This window comes from Streptomyces sp. SAS_272 (assembly GCF_052543235.1).
In genome coordinates this window covers 1-17,211 of the sequence record NZ_JBMNDR010000093.1, presented here as the reverse complement: position 1 = coordinate 17,211, position 17,211 = coordinate 1, and the positions used below count along the sequence as shown (strand labels likewise).

General features: G+C 73.8%; 9 protein-coding genes and 1 pseudogene. 8 read left to right on the top strand and 2 right to left on the bottom strand.

What is annotated here, in order from left to right; translation table 11 throughout:
- Positions 1 to 154 precede the first annotated feature (154 nt).
- Positions 155 to 1,927 carry an ATP-binding cassette domain-containing protein gene (locus ACN6LD_RS35445; RefSeq protein ID WP_445045311.1) on the top strand — a complete coding sequence of 591 codons (1,773 nt, stop codon included), beginning with the start codon at positions 155 to 157 and terminating at the stop codon, positions 1,925 to 1,927.
- Positions 1,924 to 4,020, top strand: coding sequence for an ATP-binding cassette domain-containing protein (locus tag ACN6LD_RS35440; RefSeq protein WP_445045310.1), 2,097 nt, complete (start codon positions 1,924 to 1,926; stop codon positions 4,018 to 4,020). The genes ACN6LD_RS35445 and ACN6LD_RS35440 overlap by 4 nt, the downstream gene beginning before the upstream one ends.
- Here ACN6LD_RS35440 and ACN6LD_RS35435 read toward each other — a convergent pair.
- A pseudogene (locus ACN6LD_RS35435) lies at positions 3,934 to 4,512 on the bottom strand (LuxR C-terminal-related transcriptional regulator); the annotation flags it as partial. The gene ACN6LD_RS35440 and the pseudogene ACN6LD_RS35435 sit on opposite strands and share 87 nt — an antisense overlap.
- Positions 4,513 to 4,743: 231 nt before the next feature.
- On the opposite strand from ACN6LD_RS35435, the gene ACN6LD_RS35430 reads away from it, so the two are divergent.
- A complete protein-coding gene (locus ACN6LD_RS35430) occupies positions 4,744 to 6,885 on the top strand; it encodes a SpoIIE family protein phosphatase (RefSeq protein WP_445045309.1) in 2,142 nt (713 codons plus the stop codon).
- 72 nt (positions 6,886 to 6,957) lie between these two features.
- Here the strand turns inward: ACN6LD_RS35430 and ACN6LD_RS35425 are convergent, their stop codons facing one another.
- A complete protein-coding gene (locus ACN6LD_RS35425) occupies positions 6,958 to 8,373 on the bottom strand; it encodes a S1 family peptidase (protein WP_445045308.1) in 1,416 nt (471 codons plus the stop codon).
- A gap of 979 nt (positions 8,374 to 9,352) precedes the next feature.
- On the opposite strand from ACN6LD_RS35425, the gene ACN6LD_RS35420 reads away from it, so the two are divergent.
- The 5 genes from ACN6LD_RS35420 to ACN6LD_RS35400 all read left to right on the top strand — a co-directional run bounded on the left by ACN6LD_RS35420 (position 9,353) and on the right by ACN6LD_RS35400 (position 17,161).
- The gene (locus tag ACN6LD_RS35420) at positions 9,353 to 9,568 is read left to right on the top strand and encodes a type A2 lantipeptide (protein WP_107445578.1); all 216 of its coding nucleotides are present in this window, start codon (positions 9,353 to 9,355) and stop codon (positions 9,566 to 9,568) included.
- A gap of 86 nt (positions 9,569 to 9,654) precedes the next feature.
- The gene (locus ACN6LD_RS35415; protein ID WP_445045307.1) at positions 9,655 to 10,461 is read left to right on the top strand and encodes an HlyD family efflux transporter periplasmic adaptor subunit; all 807 of its coding nucleotides are present in this window, start codon (positions 9,655 to 9,657) and stop codon (positions 10,459 to 10,461) included.
- Entirely contained in the window at positions 10,458 to 12,680 is a 2,223-nt protein-coding gene (locus tag ACN6LD_RS35410; RefSeq protein ID WP_445045306.1) for an NHLP family bacteriocin export ABC transporter peptidase/permease/ATPase subunit, read from the top strand. The genes ACN6LD_RS35415 and ACN6LD_RS35410 overlap by 4 nt, the downstream gene beginning before the upstream one ends.
- 1 nt (position 12,681) lies before the next feature.
- The gene (locus tag ACN6LD_RS35405; protein WP_319193836.1) at positions 12,682 to 15,504 is read left to right on the top strand and encodes an NHLP bacteriocin export ABC transporter permease/ATPase subunit; all 2,823 of its coding nucleotides are present in this window, start codon (positions 12,682 to 12,684) and stop codon (positions 15,502 to 15,504) included.
- 154 nt (positions 15,505 to 15,658) lie between these two features.
- Complete coding sequence (locus ACN6LD_RS35400; RefSeq protein WP_319193838.1) at positions 15,659 to 17,161, top strand: MFS transporter; 1,503 nt, start codon at positions 15,659 to 15,661, stop codon at positions 17,159 to 17,161.
- Positions 17,162 to 17,211: the final 50 nt, after the last annotated feature.

Below are 17,211 nucleotides of genomic sequence, written 5' to 3'. Positions count from 1 at the left end.
ACCCGCACGGCACGCACGACGCGTTCGCAGACGTCGTCGTGCTGACCGCCCCGGGCGGCCCGCTCCCCCACGAGGGACGGGCCGTCCGGGGTCCGGTCTTCCGAGAGTCCCCGAGTCCCTGAGTCCCCGACTCCCCAGACCGCCCGGGAGCACCATGCCGAAGGACCGGACCACCGATGGCGGGCTGCTCGGCGCCGCGGCCCGGCACAGCGGCTCGCGTTGCACGGCCCTCGTTCTGCTGGGCGTCATGGCGACGGGCGCCGGGCTGCTCCTGCCGGCCGCCCTCGGCCGGGCCCTGGACCTGCTGCTCGCCCACGCCCCCGCGACCCGCTGGGTGCTGTACTGCGCGGCCCTCGTGCTGGTGCTGACCGTGCTGGACGCGTGCGAGACCGTCCTCGGCGGCACGCTCGACGCCCGCAGCACCGCCTTCCTGCGCCGCAGGGTCACCGGGCACGTCCTCGCGGCCGGCCCGCGGGTCGCCGTCCGCTTCGGGGCCGGCGACCTCGTGGCGCGGGTGGTCGGCAGCGCCGCGCAGGCGGGCACGGGCCCCGGCGCCCGCGCCGCGCTGCTCGCCGCGCTCGCCGGACCCGTCGGGGCGGTCGCGGCGCTCGCCGTCCTCGACCCGTGGCTCGCCGCCGTCTTCCTGACCGGCGCGCCGCTCCTGGTCCTGCTGCTGCGGGCGCTCGCCCGCGACACCTCGGCGGCCGCGGACGGCTACCAGCGGGCGCAGGGGCGGATCGCCGACGCGCTCGCCCAGGCGATCGACGGGGCCCGCACGATCCGCGCGGCCGGCACGGCGGACCGCGACACGGCACGCATCCTGCGCCCGCTGCCCGAGTTGTCGCAGGCCGGCCGGCTCATGTGGCGGGTGCAGGGCCGGGCGGCGGCGCAGGCCGTGACGGTGGCGCCGCTGCTGCACCTCGGCGTCGTCGCCGTGGCGGGACTGCTGCTCGCCCGGCACCGGCTGTCGCCGGGCGACGTGCTCGCCGCCTCGCGTTACGCCGTGCTGGCGACCGGCGTCGGCGTGCTGGTGGGCCGGCTGTCCGGCCTGGCCCGGTCCCGGGCGGCCGCCGCCCGCCTGGGCGAAGTCCTGGCGGAGCCCGCTGCGTCCTACGGCGACCGCCGCCTCCCGCCGGACGGCCCGGGCCGGCTGGAGTTCCGCGGGGTGAGCGCCCGCCGCGGCGGGCGTACGGTCCTGGACCGCGTCGACCTGGTCGTGCCGGGCGGGACGACCCTGGCCCTGGTGGGCCGCTCGGGCGCGGGCAAGTCCCTGCTGGCCGCGCTGGCGGGCCGGCTCGCCGACCCGGACGCCGGTGAGGTCCTGCTGGACGGCGTCCCCTTGACCGCCCTCCCCCGGTCCACTCTGCGGGCGGAGATCGCCCAGGCCTTCGACCGCCCGGCCCTGCTGGGCACGACCATCGAGGACACCCTCGCGCTGAGCGCTCCCGGCCGCGCCCCCTCCCCCGCCCTGGTCCGCGAGGCCGCCCGCACGGCCCGCGCGGACGACTTCGTCCGCCGCCTGCCCGACGGCTACGCCACGCTCTGCGCCGACGCGCCGCACTCCGGCGGCGAGGCCCAACGCCTCGGGCTGGCCCGTGCGTTCGCGCACGGCGGCCGCCTCCTCATCCTCGACGACGCCCTCTCCAGCCTCGACACGATCACCGAACGCCAGGTCACGGACGTCGTGTTCGGCCCCTCGACGGCCGCCACCCGGCTCGTCACCGCCCACCGCGCCACCACGGCGGCCCGCGCCGACCGGGTGGCCTGGCTGGACGGCGGCCGCGTCCGCGCCATGGGCGCCCACCGGGAGCTGTGGCTGCTGCCGGAGTACCGGGCGGTCTTCGGCGCGGCCGGCGACCCGGCGGCCGACGCAAGGAACGGGACCCGCGCGCGGCCCGGCGGCGAGGGCCGGGAGGCGGGCCGATGAGCGCCGGACGGGACGGGCGGCGCGGGCTCGCCGTGCACGCGGGCCGGTTCCTGGCGAGGCGGCGGTGGGCGCTGGTGCGGCTCACCGGCTGGTCGGTGCTGGAGGCCGGACAGACCTTCCTGCTCGGATACGCCCTGGCCCGGGCCCTGGACGGCGGTTTCCTCGCCGGACGCGCCGATGTGGGGCTGTGGTGGCTGGGAACCGCCGGGCTCGGGGTGCTCGTGGGGGCGTACGGCACCGCGCGGGTGTACGGCGCGGTCGCCGCACTGGTCGAACCGCTCCGGGACCGGCTGGTCGCCACGGTGGTGGAGCGGGGGGTGCGCGAGGCGGACCGCGGGGCGCTCTCGGGCCTCACCCAGCAGGTGGAGATCGCCCGGGACGCCTTCGCCGGACTGATCATGGTCTCCCGCTCGTTCGTGTTCACCTCCGTCGGCGCGCTGGCCGGTCTCTTCTCGCTCGCGCCGCCGCTGCTGCTGGTCGTCGCGCCGCCGCTGGCCGCCGGGGTGGCGCTGTTCGCGGTGACCCTCGGTCCGCTGGCGCGACGGCAGGAGGCGTATCTCGGCGCGGACGAGGCGCTGGCGACGAGCCTGGGCGCCGTCTGCCCGGGGCTGCGGGACGTCTCCGCGGCCGGTGCGGAGGACCGGATCGCCGCCGACACGGCCGCCCTGATCGACGCCGAGCAGCGCGCGGCACGTGCCCTGGCCCGCTGGGGCGTGGCCCGCGTGGTCTGCCTCGCGCTGGGCGGCCACCTCCCCCTGGTCCTGCTGCTGGCCGGAGCCCCCTGGCTCCTGGCCCACGACGTCACTCCCGGCGCGCTGGTCGGCGCTCTCGCCTATGTGACGCAGTCCCTGCTCCCGGCGCTGAGCGGCCTCATCCACGGTCTGGGCACGAGCGGCTCCCGCCTCACCGTCGTCCTGCGCCGTCTGACGGCGCACGCGGAGGAGAGCGGAGCGTCCCCCGTCGGCGGCGCCGACCCGGCTCACCCCGCTCGCGCCCCGCACCACGGCCCGACGCCGGCCCCGCGGGCCGGTCCGCCGGCCGACCCGCCGACCGGTCCGGCCGGCGACTCCTCCCACGCTCCGGCGGGCGCTGCACCGGCTCCCGGACGGACCGCACCCACCACCCCGACTGGCACCCCGACCGGCCGCCCGGCGAACGGCCCGCGCCCCGGTCGGCCGGCCGCCGCTCTTTCACTGGAGGCCCTCTCCTTCGCCTACGGACCCGCCTCCGCGCCCGTCGTCGACGGCCTCACGCTGAGCCTGCCCGCCGGGGCGCATCTGGCCGTGGCAGGCCCGAGCGGGGTCGGGAAGTCGACGCTGACCGGACTGGTCGCCGGGCTGCTGACACCCGTGGGCGGAGCGATCCGGATCTGCGGCCGGCCGGTGCCGGGCGCTCAGGCCGCCGCGCGGCGCGTGCTCATCCCCCAGGAGGCGTACGTGTTCGGCGGCACCCTCGGCGAGAACCTCGGGCACCTGCGACCGGATCACGTGCCCGAGGAGGAGATGCTGGCCGCCGCCGCCGCGGTCGGGCTGGCCCCGCTGCTGGACGCGCTGGGCGGGCCGGCGGCACGGATCGACCCGGCGGCGCTGTCGGCGGGCGAGCGCCAGCTGATCGCGCTCACGCGCGCGTACCTGTCGTCCGCCCCGCTCGCCCTCCTCGACGAGGCGACCTGTCACCTGGACCCGGAGGCCGAGGCGCGCGCCGAGCGGGCGTTCGCGGCCCGCCCGGGAGGCACCCTGGTCGTCGTCGCCCACCGCGTCAGCTCGGCCCTGCGCGCCGACCGGGTGCTGGTCATGGACGGTCCGCGCACGGCGCACGGGACCCACGACGAGCTGCTGGGCCGCTCTCCCCTCTACCGTGACCTGGTCGGTGGCTGGGCGGCCCCGACGGACGCCGGGACGGCCGGGGACGGCGGACGGGCGTCACAGCCAGCCCTGCCCCTGCGAGATGCGGATGGCGTCGACGCGGTTGCGGGCGCCCGTCTTGCGGGTGATCGCCGCCATGTAGTTGCGCACGGTCCCGTGGGACAGGTGCAGACTCCCGGCGATCTCCGCGACGGAGGCGCCCTCGGCGGCGAGGGTCAGCACGCTTAACTCCCGACGGGTCAGCGGCATCTCGGCGGCCTTGAGGAAGCCGAACCCCAGCGACTCGGTGACGAAACGTTCCCCCTGAGCGACCCTGCGGATGCCCCGCAACAGTTGCTCCGGCGTGCCCGCCTTGTCGACGTACCCGAGGGCCCCCACCTCCAGCGCCCGTTTGAGCAGGCCCGGCCGGTGCGCACTGGCCAGGACCAGCAGCCGCGGCGACGGCGTGCCGCCGCCGCGCGGGCACAGGTCGCCCAGCGGCGGGATGCCGTACGTGTCAGAGCAGTCGAGATCCGCCGCGCACACGTCCGGCCGGACCGCCCCGACCCGGCCCGGCGCACTGCGCCACGGAGTGTCCTCGACCCGCAGATCGGGCTCCCTGGACAGCCACTGCGAGAGGACCGATCTGACCAGACACGCGTCATGCACCAGAAGTACCCGGATCACTGCCGCCCCTTCAGCTCGCCGTACGCCGGCTCGTGGTGGTGAACGCGTGCCCATTGTTGGGCTCCGGGACCGCTTCACGGGCACGAAGATCCGGCCATCAGGGTGCGCGGGGGCGCACACGGGGCGGTCGTACGCTGTCGCGCGCTTCGACCGAGGGGGCATGGGGCCGGCGCGGCGGGGTACGGGGCGGCAGCTCCCGGGAACCGTTCGCCGTGCGCGTCACGCCGTCAGAGGGCAGATTTGGAGCCGGACACCCACGCGACGCCGGGCGAGGAGGTGGTCGCCGTGCCCGAGCAGACGTCGGGCCAGGCGCCGGCGGCCGTATGGGCGCCGGGGGGCCGGCCGCTGCTCTCCCTCGCGCTCACCTCGATGATGGACGCCGTCGGCGCGCACTCCGGGGCCGTCTACCTGCGGCCGGGCGACGGGACGGTCCTGGAGATGGCGGTGATGGCGGGGTTGCCGCGGTCCTTCGCCGCGCCCTGGGAGCGCGTCGGGCTGAGCGCGCCGATCCCGGTCGCCGAAGCGGTGCGCGAACGCCGGCTGGTGTGGGTGGGCGGGGAGGAGGAGATGGCCCGCCGGTATCCGCGCATCGCGGTCGTCCTGCCGTACCCCTTCGCACTGGCCGCGCTGCCCGTGGCCACCGGGACCCGGGTCCACGGCGCGGTCTTCGTCACCTGGCCCGGCTCCCACCCGCCCGAACTGTCCGAACGGGAGCGGCGGGAGCTGACGTCGGGCTGCGAGCGCCTCGCACTGCGGCTGGAGCGCGCGGCGGCGCAGAATGTCGCGGTGCGGGCCGAGTCCGATGTGCTGGACGCCGGCCCGGTGGGCGGCGTCTCCGACACGCTGGGCACCGTGGAGGCGGCGCGGATGGTGGCCCGGCTGCCGTACGGGATGTGCTCGCTGGATCTGAGGGGGCGGGTGGGGTTCGCGAACGGCGCCGCCGCCGAGATGCTCGGCGTGCCCGTGAGCGGGCTGCTGGGCTCGCAGCTGTGGTCTGCCGTGCCGTGGCTCGACGATCCGATGTACGAGGAGCGCTACCGGGCCGCGCTGATCGGTCAGGACGCCACCTCCTTCGTCGCGCTGCGCCCGCCCTCCGAGTGGCTGTCGTTCCGGCTGTACCCGAGCACCACCGGCATCAGCGTGCGGATCAGCCGGGCCAGGTCCGTGTCGCAGATGGGGCCGGCCGAGGCCCGCACCGGGGACGCGCCGACCCGGCTGGTGTCGATGTCGCAGGCGCTGAGCCTGGCCGGGGCGCTCACCGAGACGGTGAGCGTGCAGGACGTGGTGGGGATGGTCGCGGACGAGATCGCGCCGGCGGTGGGCAGCAGGGCGCTGGCGCTGCTCGGCGCGCGGGCCGGCCGGCTGCATGTGCTCGGGCACCACGGATATCCCGACCCGGCCGCGGTGGAACAGTTCGACGGGATGTCGCTGACCGCCCCGACGCCGGGCGCGCGCGCCCTCTCCCACGGTGTGCCGGCGTTCTTCGACTCGCCGCAGCAGCTGCAGCGCCTGTACCCGGCCCGTCCCGTCACCCCCGACGGCTTCGGCTCCTGGGCCTACCTGCCGCTGATCGCCTCCGGCCGCCCGGTGGGCGCCTGTGTGCTGGCCTACGCCGAGCCGCACCCGTTCTCCACGCACGAGCGCGCGGTGCTGACCAGCCTGGCCGGACTGATCGCGCAGGCCCTGGACCGCGCCCTGCTGTACGACACCAAGCACCAGCTGGCGCACGGGCTGCAGGCGGCGCTGCTGCCGCCCTCCCTGCCGCGGCTGGCAGGCGTCGAGGCGACCGCCCGCTATCTGCCCGCGACGCGGGGCATGGAGATCGGCGGGGACTTCTACGACCTGGTGCCTTCGCCGCCGCTCGCGGCGGCCGTGATCGGCGACGTGCAGGGGCACAACGTGACGGCGGCCGGTCTGATGGGGCAGCTGCGCACCGCCGTCCGCGCCTACACGACGGTGGGCCAGGAGCCGGCGGAGGTCATGCGCAGCACCAACCGGCTGCTGATCGACCTCGGCTCCGACCTGCTGGCGAGCTGTCTGTACCTGCGGCTCGACCCGGCCGGCGGCCGTGCGGTCATGGCCCGGGCCGGTCATCCCCCGCCGCTGCTGCGCCGGGCGGACGGGCGGGTCCGGGTGCTGGACCTGGCGGGCGGGCCGCTGCTGGGCATCGACGCCTCGGCGACGTACCCGACGACGGAGGTGGAGCTCTCCCCCGGCTGCGTCCTCGCCCTGTACACGGACGGGCTCGTCGAGAGGCCGGGGGTGGACATCGAGGACGCGGTGGCCGAGCTGGGGCGGCGGCTCGCCGAGCACGGTGACCGCCCGCTGGAGGAACTGGCCGACGTACTGGTGGGGCGCTATGCGCAGGCCGAGGACCGGATCGACGACGTGGCCCTGATGCTGCTGCGGGCGCTGCGGGACGACTGAGGGGACGTCACCGGGGACAACGCCGACGGTCCGGCCCTCGCTGGAGGACCGGACCGTTCGGATGTCGATGCGTCAGTGCGACTCGGTCACACCCGAGTCGTCCTGGCCGTTGTCGTTCTGGTTCTGGTTCCGGCCGCCGTTCTGCTTGCCGCCGTTCTGCTTGCCGCCGTTCTGGTCCGCGCCGCCGTCGGCCGCTGCCTCGCCGCCGCCCTGGATGGCCTCACCGGTGTTGTCGTCGATGCCGTCACCGTTCGCGTCCACCGCACCGGCACCCGCTTCGCCGCCGCCCTGGATGGCCTCACCGGTGTTGTCGTCGATGCCGTCACCGTTCGCGTCCACCGCACCGGCGCCCGCCTCGCCGCCGCCGCCGTCGCCGAGCGTCGCGCCGACCGCCGCCAGAGCCGTGGTCACCGGCTGGAAGAAGGTCTCGCCGCCGACCGTGCAGTCACCGCTTCCGCCGGACGTCAGACCGATCGCCTGACCGTCCTGGGTGAAGAGCGAGCCGCCGCTGTCTCCGGGCTCGGCGCAGACGTCGGTCTGGATGAGGCCGGTGACGGTGCCCTCGGGGTAGTTCACCGTGGCGTCGAGACCGAGCACCTGACCGTCCTTGAGGCCGGTGGTGCTGCCCATCCGGAAGACCTGCGTGCCGACGGTCGCCTCGGCCGCCTGGCTGATGGCGACCTTCTGCTGACCGGTGTTCACCTCGCTGGGAGCCTGGGTGTTCGCGTCGTCGTACTTCACAAGAGCGAAGTCGCCGTCGCCCGGGAAGGTCGCCTGGTCGACGGTGGCGATCGGCTGGCCGGTCTCGGAGTCGGACCACTGCTTGGCCGCGACACCGCAGTGACCGGCCGTCAGGAAGGCCGGGGAGCCGTCGCCCGCCGTCACGTTGAAGCCGAGGGAGCAGCGCGCCCCGCCGCCGAATATCGCGTCTCCGCCGGAGACCAGCGGCTTGAGGGTGCCGGCCGACTTCTTGATGGTCGCCATGCTCGAGCCGAGGGACTGCACGGTCGAGTCGATCCGGTCCCACTTCTTGCCGGTGACCGTGGAGTCGGCGGTGACGAGGATCTTGTTCGCCCTCGGGTCGACGGCCCAGGAGGTGCCCGGGACGGTCGCCTTCGTCTTCAGCGTCTTCGCCGCCGCCTCGAGTTCGGCCTTGCTGTTCTCCACCTCGCGGACCTTGGCGCCCGCCTTCTCGGCCTGCACGACGACGTTGTTCTTGTCGCCGGAGACGTTCGTGACGTTGACGACCAGCTGCTTGGCGGCGTCGTCGTAGTACGAGCCGGCGAAGGCGTCACCGAGCAGCTTCTCGAGCTGGGACGCAAGGTCCGAGGCGGCGCCCGCCTTCAGCGTCTTCACCGAGGCGGCCCCGCCTGCGCCGCCGTCCTGGGAGGCGTTGGCCTGGGGAAGCAGGATGGCCGCCGCTCCGAGGGCCGCCACACCGCCTGCCGCGATGATGGCCTTGCGCTTGGTAACTCGCTTGTGACTCAAAAAACTCGACCTCCTGGGGGGACGGGGTCTGACTGCCGGTGCCGGCAGCTCCGTACATCCGTACAGCGGCGCCTGGTTGGCCATGGGTACGCAGGCGGTGCCCGGGGCGTTCAATCGCAATTGCCAACTTCCTTTGTGAAACGCTGAATCGGCCATGACCCTCGTCCCCCGCGCAGGCCGGGGAGCAATCGCCCATATCACGATGACGACCGCCGAAGCCGACAAGATCCTTTCCAGGGGTTTCGCTCCCCCGGCGCTCCCGTCGAGCCTCTGCGACCCGGCCCGGCAGAGGGAGCCGCCCGTTCCGCTTCCTCACTGGTCAAGCGCGCCCGCACCGGGCGCCGGGTCACGGCGGCTGTGCGGATTCACGGGCGTCGCGGCTTCGGGGCCGGCGATCAGAACCACGGCCTCCGGGGAGCCGGGGCGGAGGGCGCGATCCGGCGCCCGACGGCGCGTCAGGCGCTGTGGGACGTCGGCCGGATCCATGCACCGTGGCCGAATCCGACGCCTCGCCGACGACCGGAAGTCCACACGTTCCGCAGTCGTGCGGCGACTCTCCGTCGAGGAAGGGCGGCGGAATCCCCGCTTCAGGAAATCTGCACAGCGCATGCCCAAGCAGGTCACCGTCGTGGTGGGTTCTGCACATCTGCGCGGACCCGGCCGGGCCATTGCGGACGGAGTGTCGGATTCGCCGCGAGGATGCCGGGCGCTCATCCGAGCGAATCCCGTCCGAGGTGTGAAGAAGTCGGCCGCAAGGCGTGGCCGCACCTGCACGGTTTGACGCTCCTGTGACGCAAGTGCCCAGGTGAGAGCGGTGATTGATTGGATGTTCGAGCCATGGAGCTGCTTTAGTCCAACGCACCGCAGGCCGCCGCGGTCTCCTCAGACGGGGGCCCGGCGCCGGCGTTCGCGGCCGTCGTCTGTCCCCCAGAGGGGGCCGCTCCCCCTTATGAATACCCATGTGAAGGGAAGTCCCCCCATGAACTCCACCCCCCAGGTTGAGACCGTCGAGATCTCCGACGCCGAGCTGGACAACGTCTCCGGCGGTCTGGCCCTGAACGCCCTCGGCACCGTCACCGGCCTGGTGGACGGCATCGCCCCCGTCTCCTCCGTGGTCGACACCGCCGTCGGCACCGTCGAGGGCGTCACCGGCCTGAGCACCGCCCCGGTCACCAACCTGGTCGCCGGTCTCTGATCGCGCCCCTTGTGACCCTTTGAGTCCCGGAGCCGTCACACGGCTCCGGGACTCGTCGGTGCGCGAAGACACCCCAGGGAAGCCCTGTGCAGTTCCGTCAACAGGCCCTCGCCAAGCTCCAGTCACCGGAGGAACTCGACCTGCCGGTGCGGTTCGCGCGCCCGCAGGGCTGGCTGGTGCTGTCCGTGACGGTGGTCGTCCTGGCCGCCGCGTCCGTGTGGGCGGTGACCGGGTCGGTCACGTCCACGGTGGACGCACCCGCCGTCCTCACCCACGGCGAGGGCAGCTACCTCCTGCAGAGCCCCGCCGCCGGCCAGGTCACCGCCGTCCTCGCGAAGGAGGGCGAACGGCTGCCCGCCGACGCCCCCGTGCTGAAGGTGCGGACCGCCGAGCGGACCACCGTGGTGCGGACGGTCGCCGCGGGCCGGATCACCGCGCTCGCCGCCTCCATCGGACAGATCATCTCCACCGGCGCGAACGTGGCAGCCGTCGAAAAGGTCGCCGGCGCCGACGATCCGCTGTACGCCACGGTGTACGTCCCCGCGGAGACCGCGGCCTCGATCCCGCGGGACGCGGCCGTCGACCTCACCGTGCAGACCGTCCCGTCCCAGCGGTACGGCGTGCTGCGCGGCCGGGTGAAGTCGGTGGACCGCACGGCCCAGTCGGCTCAGCAGATCGCCGCGTTCCTCGGCGACAGCCAGCTGGGCGAGCAGTTCACCGAGGACGGCCGCCCGGTGGCGGTGCTGGTCCGCCTCGAGAAGTCCTCGGCGACCGAGAGCGGGTACCGATGGTCGTCCGCGGGCGGCCCGCCCTACGGTCTCGCCTCCATGACCATGGCCACGGGCTCGATCCGGCTGGCCGACCAGCATCCCGTCGATTGGCTGCTCCCGTGACCGCCGCAGATCAGACCCGCGGCCGACGGCGGTCCGCGCCGCCGCGGCGTCCGGTCCCCAAGAGCCGGGTGAAGACCGTCCGCACGCCCACGGTGCTGCAGATGGAGGCCGTGGAGTGCGGGGCCGCCTCCCTCGCCATGGTGCTCGCCCACTACGGCCGGCACGTCCCGCTGGAGGAGCTGCGCATCGCGTGCGGTGTCTCCCGGGACGGTTCGCGCGCGAGCAACCTGCTGAAGGCGGCCCGCAGTTACGGACTGACGGCCAAGGGCATGCAGATGGACCTGGCCGCGCTCGCCGGGGTCGGCACGCCCGCGATCCTCTTCTGGGAGTTCAACCACTACGTCGTCCACGAGGGCCTGGGCCGGCGCTTCGGCCGGCGCGGCGTGTTCGTCAACGACCCCGGCAAGGGCCGGCGGTTCGTGCCCATGGAGGACTTCGACGGCAGCTTCACGGGCGTCGTGCTGGTGCTGGAGCCGGGTGAGGACTTCGAGCGGGGCGGACGCCGACCCGGTGTGCTGGGCGCGATGCCGGCCCGGCTGCGCGGCACCGCGGGCACCCTGCCGGCCGCCGTGCTGGCCAGCCTGCTGCTGGTCCTGGTCGGCGCGGCGGTGCCGGCGCTGAGCCGGACCTGGATCGACACGTTCCTGATCGGCGGTCAGACCTCGCTGCTGGGCGTGCTGTTCGCGTCGATGGGCACGTGCGTGGCGCTCACGGTCGCGCTGACCTGGCTCCAGCAGGCCAACCTCCACCACGGCCGGATCATCTCCTCGACGTTGTCCAGCGCCCGCTTCCTGCGGCATCTGCTGCGGCTGCCGGTGACCTTCTTCTCCCAGCGCAGCCCGGCCGACCTGGTCCAGCGTCTGCAGTCGAACGACGCCGTCGCCGAGACGCTGGCCCGCGACCTGGCGTCGGCGGGCGTGGACGCGGTGGTCGTCGTCCTGTACGCCTTTCTCCTCTACTCGTACGACCCGCAGTTGACGTACGTCGGCGTCGGGGTGGCGCTGCTGAACATCGCCGCCATGCGGATCGTCGTCCGGATGCGGGCGACCCGGACGGCAAAGCTGCGCGCGGACAACGCGCGGCTCACCAACACGGCTTACACCGGGCTGCAGTTGATCGAGACGATGAAGGCGACCGGCGGCGAGGACGGCTACTTCCGCAAGTGGGCCGGGCAGCACGCGACCACCCTGGAGGAGCAGCAGCGGCTCGGGGTGCCGAGCGCCTGGCTGGGCGTGGTGGCGCCGACGCTCGCGACGCTCAACAGCGCACTGATCCTGTGGATCGGCGGGATGCGCGCGATCGAGGGCCATGTCTCGGTGGGTCTGCTGGTCGCCTTCCAGGCTCTGGTCACCCGCTTCACCGCGCCGCTGACCCGGCTCAACGGCGTGGCGGGCCGTATCCAGGACTTCGCCGCGGACGTGGCCCGGCTGAAGGACGTGGAGAACTTCCGCGCCGACCCGCTCTACGACCGCCGCGAGGGCGCCGGCTCCACACGCCGGCTGCGCGGTCACGTCGAGCTGCAGAACATCTCGTTCGGCTACAGCCCGCTGGACAAGCCGCTGCTGACCGGCTTCGACCTGACCGTCGGGCCCGGGCAGCAGGTGGCGCTGGTGGGCGGCTCGGGCAGCGGCAAGTCGACGGTGTCGCGGCTCATCTCGGGCCTGTACGCGCCCTGGGAGGGCGTGATCCGGATCGACGGGCAGCGGCTGGAGGACATTCCGCGGGGGGCGCTGGCCTCGTCCGTCTCCTTCGTCGACCAGGAGGTGTTCCTGTTCGAGGGGTCGGTCCGCGACAACGTGGCGCTGTGGGACCCCTCGATCCCCGACGACGCGATCGAGGACGCGCTGCGCGACGCGGCGCTCCTCGACGTCGTTCTGCGCAGGCCCGGCGGGATCCGCAGCAGGGTTGAGCAGGACGGCCGCAACTTCTCCGGCGGGCAGCGGCAGCGGCTCGAGATCGCGCGGGCGCTGGTGCGCCGGCCCAGCATCCTGGTGCTGGACGAGGTGACCAGCGCACTGGACGCGGAGACCGAGCAGACGGTGATGGACAACCTGCGTCGGCGCGGCTGTGCGTGTGTGGTGATCGCCCATCGGCTGAGCACGGTGCGCGACAGCGACGAGATCGTCGTGCTGCGGCACGGCACGGTCGTGGAGCGCGGACGGCACGAGGAACTGGTGGCGCGCGGCGGCTCGTACGCGGCCCTGGTCAGGGAGCGATGAGATGACTGCGGTGTCCGAGGGCGGGCTCGACGTCGTGCTCGCCGCGCTGGGCCGGATGGGCTCGCGGATCGACTGCGCCGGCTCGGGCCGCCTCGACCTGGAGGGCCCGCAGGTGCTGTGGCTGGTCGCGTCGGGCGCGCTGGACCTGTTCGCGGTGGACGCCGGGGAGCAGGGGCACTGGCATCATCTGGGCCGGCTGGAGGCGGGCGCGCTGCTGCTCGGGCCGGTCGCCGGGCCCCAGCACACTCTGGTGGCGCGCCCGTCGCGGGACTGTGTGGTGCACCGCGTCGGGCTGCGCGAGCTGTACCAGCCCGCGCACACCCGGACCTGGTCGTACGACGAGTACGGCAATCCCCGGTACGTGCCGCCGACTTCGAGTCCGCTGGAGTACGCGCTCGCCCTCGGCGTCGGCCGCGGTCTGTCGGTCCTGTTCCAGGCGCCGATGGCCGCGGAAGGGCCCGCGGAGGTCCAGGACGACGACGTGTTCTGGATGCAGGTCCCGCCGGGCAGTGTGCAGTACGGCTCGCTGTACGGCGAGGAGGCGGCGGCCGACCTGCTGATGGACCCGGCGGTGTGGCAGTCCATGGTCGACCAGCAGTACCGGCTGCTGACCACGCTGGACCGCTGGATCGAGCAGCTGGAACGCACCCACGAGACCCGCACGGCAGCCGGGATCAAGGCCGGTGAGGCGGTGCGCGCCCAGGCCGACCGGACGCTGCTCGCGTCGATCGGCAGGAAGTCGGGGCAGCGCGCGACGGGCGCCGACGCCGACGCGACCTTCGCGGCCTGCCGGCTGGTCGCGCGGGCCGCCGGGATCGCTCTCGTCGAGCCCGCCCGGGCGGGCGACGACGGCGACCGGCTGGACCCGGTCGAGCGGGTCGCCCTGGCTTCGCGGGTGCGGGCCAGGGCCGTCCGCCTCGACGGCCGTTGGTGGCGCGACGACGTGGGGCCGCTGGTCGGGCACCGGGCGCTGTCCGGGGCGCCCGTCGCGCTGTTGTGGCGGCGCGGCGGCTATGTCGCCGTGCATCCGGCGACCGGTCGGGAGACGCCGGTCGAGAAGGCCAACGCGGAGGAGTTCGAGCCGCGGGCCGTCATGTTCTACCGGCCGCTGCCGGAGCGCCGGCTCAGCCCGCTCGGGCTGCTGCGGTTCTGTATGCGCGGCACCGCGGGGGACCTGACGAACCTGCTGCTGAGCGGGTCGGTGACGGTGGCCATCGGGGCGCTGGTGCCGATCGCCACCGGGAAGGTGCTCGGCGAGTACGTGCCGAAGGCCCAGCAGGGTCTGATCGTGCAGGTGTGTCTGGCCGTGATGGTCGCCGGCGTGGTCGCGGCGGCGTTCACGCTGCTGCAGAACCTGACCATCCTGCGGCTGGAGGGCCGGGTCGAGGCGACGCTCCAGCCGGCGGTGTGGGACCGGCTGCTCAGGCTGCCGACGACGTTCTTCGCCGAACGGTCCACGGGTGAGCTGGCCAGCGCCGCGATGGGCGTCAGCGCGATCCGCCGGCTGCTGGCGGGGCTCGGCCCGTCGGTGGCGCAGTCCGTCACGATCGGCGCGATGAACCTGGGGCTGCTGCTCTGGTACAGCGTGCCGATGGCGCTGGCCGCGATCGGCATGCTGGTCGTGATCGCGTCCGTGTTCCTGGCGCTCGGGCTGTGGCAGGTGCGCTGGCAGCGGCGGCTGGTCGTGCTCTCCAACAAGCTGAACAACCAGGCGTTCCAGACGTTGCGCGGGCTGCCGAAGCTGCGGGTGGCGGCGGCCGAGAACTACGCCTACGCGGCCTGGGCGGCGCAGTTCGCGCGCAGTCGTGAGCTGCAGCAGCGGCTCGGCCGGATCAAGAACCTGAGCACGGTGCTGGGCTCGGTGTACCTGCCGCTGTGCTCGCTGCTGATGTTCATGCTGCTGGCGGGCCCTGCCCGGGGGGCGCTGTCGGCGGCGGACTTCCTCACCTTCAACACCTCGATGACGATGCTGCTCACCTCGGTGACCTCGTTGACCGGCGCGTTCGTGTCGGCGGTGGCCGCGTTGCCGCTGCTGGAAGAGATCCGGCCGGTGCTGGAGGCCACCCCCGAGGTCCGCGGCACGAGCACCCGTCCCGGCCCCCTGACCGGCGCGCTCGAGGCCCGCCGGCTCTCGTTCCGCTACTCCGAGGACGGGCCCCTCGTCCTCGACGACGTCTCCTTCGAGGTGCGGCCGGGCGAGTTCGTGGCGGTCGTCGGCCCGAGCGGCTGTGGCAAGTCGACGCTGCTGCGGCTGCTCATCGGCTTCGACGGGCCCCTGTCGGGCAGTGTGCTGTACGACGGGCAGGATCTGGCGGCGCTGGACCAGGCGGCGGTGCGCCGGCAGTGCGGGGTGGTGCTTCAGCACGCCCAGCCGTTCACCGGCTCGCTGCTGGACGTCATCTGCGGGACCGGGGCCTACACGCCGGAGGAGGCGATGGCGGCCGCGGAGCTGGCGGGGCTCGCGGAGGACATCAGGCGTATGCCGATGGGGCTGCACACGATCGTCTCCGGCAGCGGGTCCGTCTCGGGCGGTCAGCGTCAGCGGCTGATGATCGCGCAGGCGCTGATCCGGCGGCCGCGCATCCTGTTCTTCGACGAGGCGACCAGCGCCCTCGACAACGAGACGCAGCGCACGGTCATCGAGAGCACCCGCAAGCTCAACGCCACGCGCGTGGTCATCGCGCACCGGCTGTCGACGGTGATGGACGCCGACCGGGTGATCGTGATGGAGAACGGCAGGATCGCCCAGCAGGGCCCGCCGGCGCAGCTCCTCGCGGACACCGGGGGCCGGCTGCACGAGCTGGTGCGACGGCAGCTGGCGTAGAGCCCGCGGGACGTGCCCGGCCGCGTGATCGTCCCCCGCTCGTCCGGCACGCGCTAACGAAACTTTGCCGTTTCGCAGAATCTGGTCTAGCCTCCATGTGTACGAAACAGTTTCGTTTACGTGCTCTTTGCCGACGTCCCGGGAGTGGTTCCCCATGTCCTCCAAAACCCTGACGGAAGACGCCCTCGCGGGCGCCGAACAGGAACCGTCCGCGACCTCCGCCAAGAAGTGGTGGATCCTCGCGGTGGTCGCCCTCGCCCAGCTGATGGTGGTCCTGGACGCCACCATCGTGAACATCGCGCTGCCCTCCGCCCAGGCAGACCTCGGCTTCTCCGACGGCAGCCGGCAGTGGATCGTCACCGCGTACGCTCTGGCGTTCGCCTCCCTGCTGCTGCTCGGCGGCCGCATAGCCGACCTCTTCGGCCGCAAGACGGCCTTCCTGATCGGGGTCGTCGGCTTCGCCGCCGTCTCGGCGCTCGGCGGCGCCGCCACCGACTTCGAGATGCTGGTCACCGCCCGTGCGCTGCAGGGCGCGTTCGGCGCGCTCCTCGCCCCGGCCGCGCTCTCCCTGCTCAACACCACGTTCACCGACGCCAAGGAGCGGGCCAAGGCGTTCAGCGTCTACGGCGCCATCGCCGGCGCGGGCGGCGCGGTGGGCCTGCTGCTCGGCGGCGTCCTGACCGACGCACTCGACTGGCGCTGGACGCTCTACGTCAACGTGGCCATCGCCGTCCTCGCCTTCGCCGGCGGCTGGCTCCTGCTCTCCAACCACCGCGACGCCGCGAACTCCAAGCTGGACGTGCCCGGCACCGTCCTGGTCGCCTCCGGCCTGTTCTCCCTGGTCTACGGCTTCTCCAACGCGGAGACGCACGACTGGGACTCCCCGCAGACCTGGGGCTTCCTGATCGCGGGCGGCCTGCTGCTCGCCGCCTTCACCTGGTGGCAGACCCGCGCCGCTCACCCGCTGCTGCCCCTGCGCATCCTGCTCGACCGCAACCGCGCGGCCTCCTTCTTCGCCGTGCTCATCTCCGGCGCCGGCATGTTCGGCGTGTTCCTCTTCCTCACCTATTACCTGCAGCTGAACCTCGGCTTCAGCCCCACCAAGACGGGTGTGGCGTTCCTGCCGATGGTCGGCGCGCTCATGATCGCGGCGCAGCTCGGCACGACGGTCCTGGTGCCGCGGCTCGGCCCGAAGGCGGTCCTCCCGCTGGGCTTCGCCGTCGCCGCGGCCGGCATGGCCTGGCTGACCGGGATCGGCGCCGGCTCGCACTACCTGAGCGCCGTCCTGCCGCAGCTGGTCGTCACCGGCATCGGCCTCGGTCTGGTCATGCCGCCCGCCATGCAGCTGGCCACCGGCGGGGTCGCCGCCGAGGACGCGGGCGTGGCCTCGGCCACCGTCAACGCGATGCAGCAGGTGGGCGGATCGATCGGCACGGCCCTGCTGAACACCCTCGCCGCGAGTGCCGCGACGGACTACCTGGCCGGCAAGAACCCGGCGGACAAGCTGGTCCAGGCGCAGGCCACCATCGAGGCCTACACCACGGCCTTCTGGTGGTCGGCCGGCTTCTTCGTGGCCGGCGCGGTCATCGCCTTCGCGCTCTTCCGCCGCGGAGTGCCGGAGCAGGACGCGGACGCCGCGCCGGTGATCCACATGTGACGGACCGGGCGCAGGAACCGCCCACCGGGGAGAGGGGACGCCGTCCGCAC

Bases quoted from the DNA above. Each gene is read 5' to 3' on its own strand.
- ACN6LD_RS35445 (WP_445045311.1), top strand. From the start codon at position 155: ATGCCGAAGGACCGGACCACCGATGGCGGGCTGCTCGGCGCCGCGGCC.
- ACN6LD_RS35440 (WP_445045310.1), top strand. From the start codon at position 1,924: ATGAGCGCCGGACGGGACGGGCGGCGCGGGCTCGCCGTGCACGCGGGC.
- ACN6LD_RS35420 (WP_107445578.1), top strand. From the start codon at position 9,353: ATGAACTCCACCCCCCAGGTTGAGACCGTCGAGATCTCCGACGCCGAG.
- ACN6LD_RS35405 (WP_319193836.1), top strand. From the start codon at position 12,682: ATGACTGCGGTGTCCGAGGGCGGGCTCGACGTCGTGCTCGCCGCGCTG.
- ACN6LD_RS35400 (WP_319193838.1), top strand. From the start codon at position 15,659: ATGTCCTCCAAAACCCTGACGGAAGACGCCCTCGCGGGCGCCGAACAG.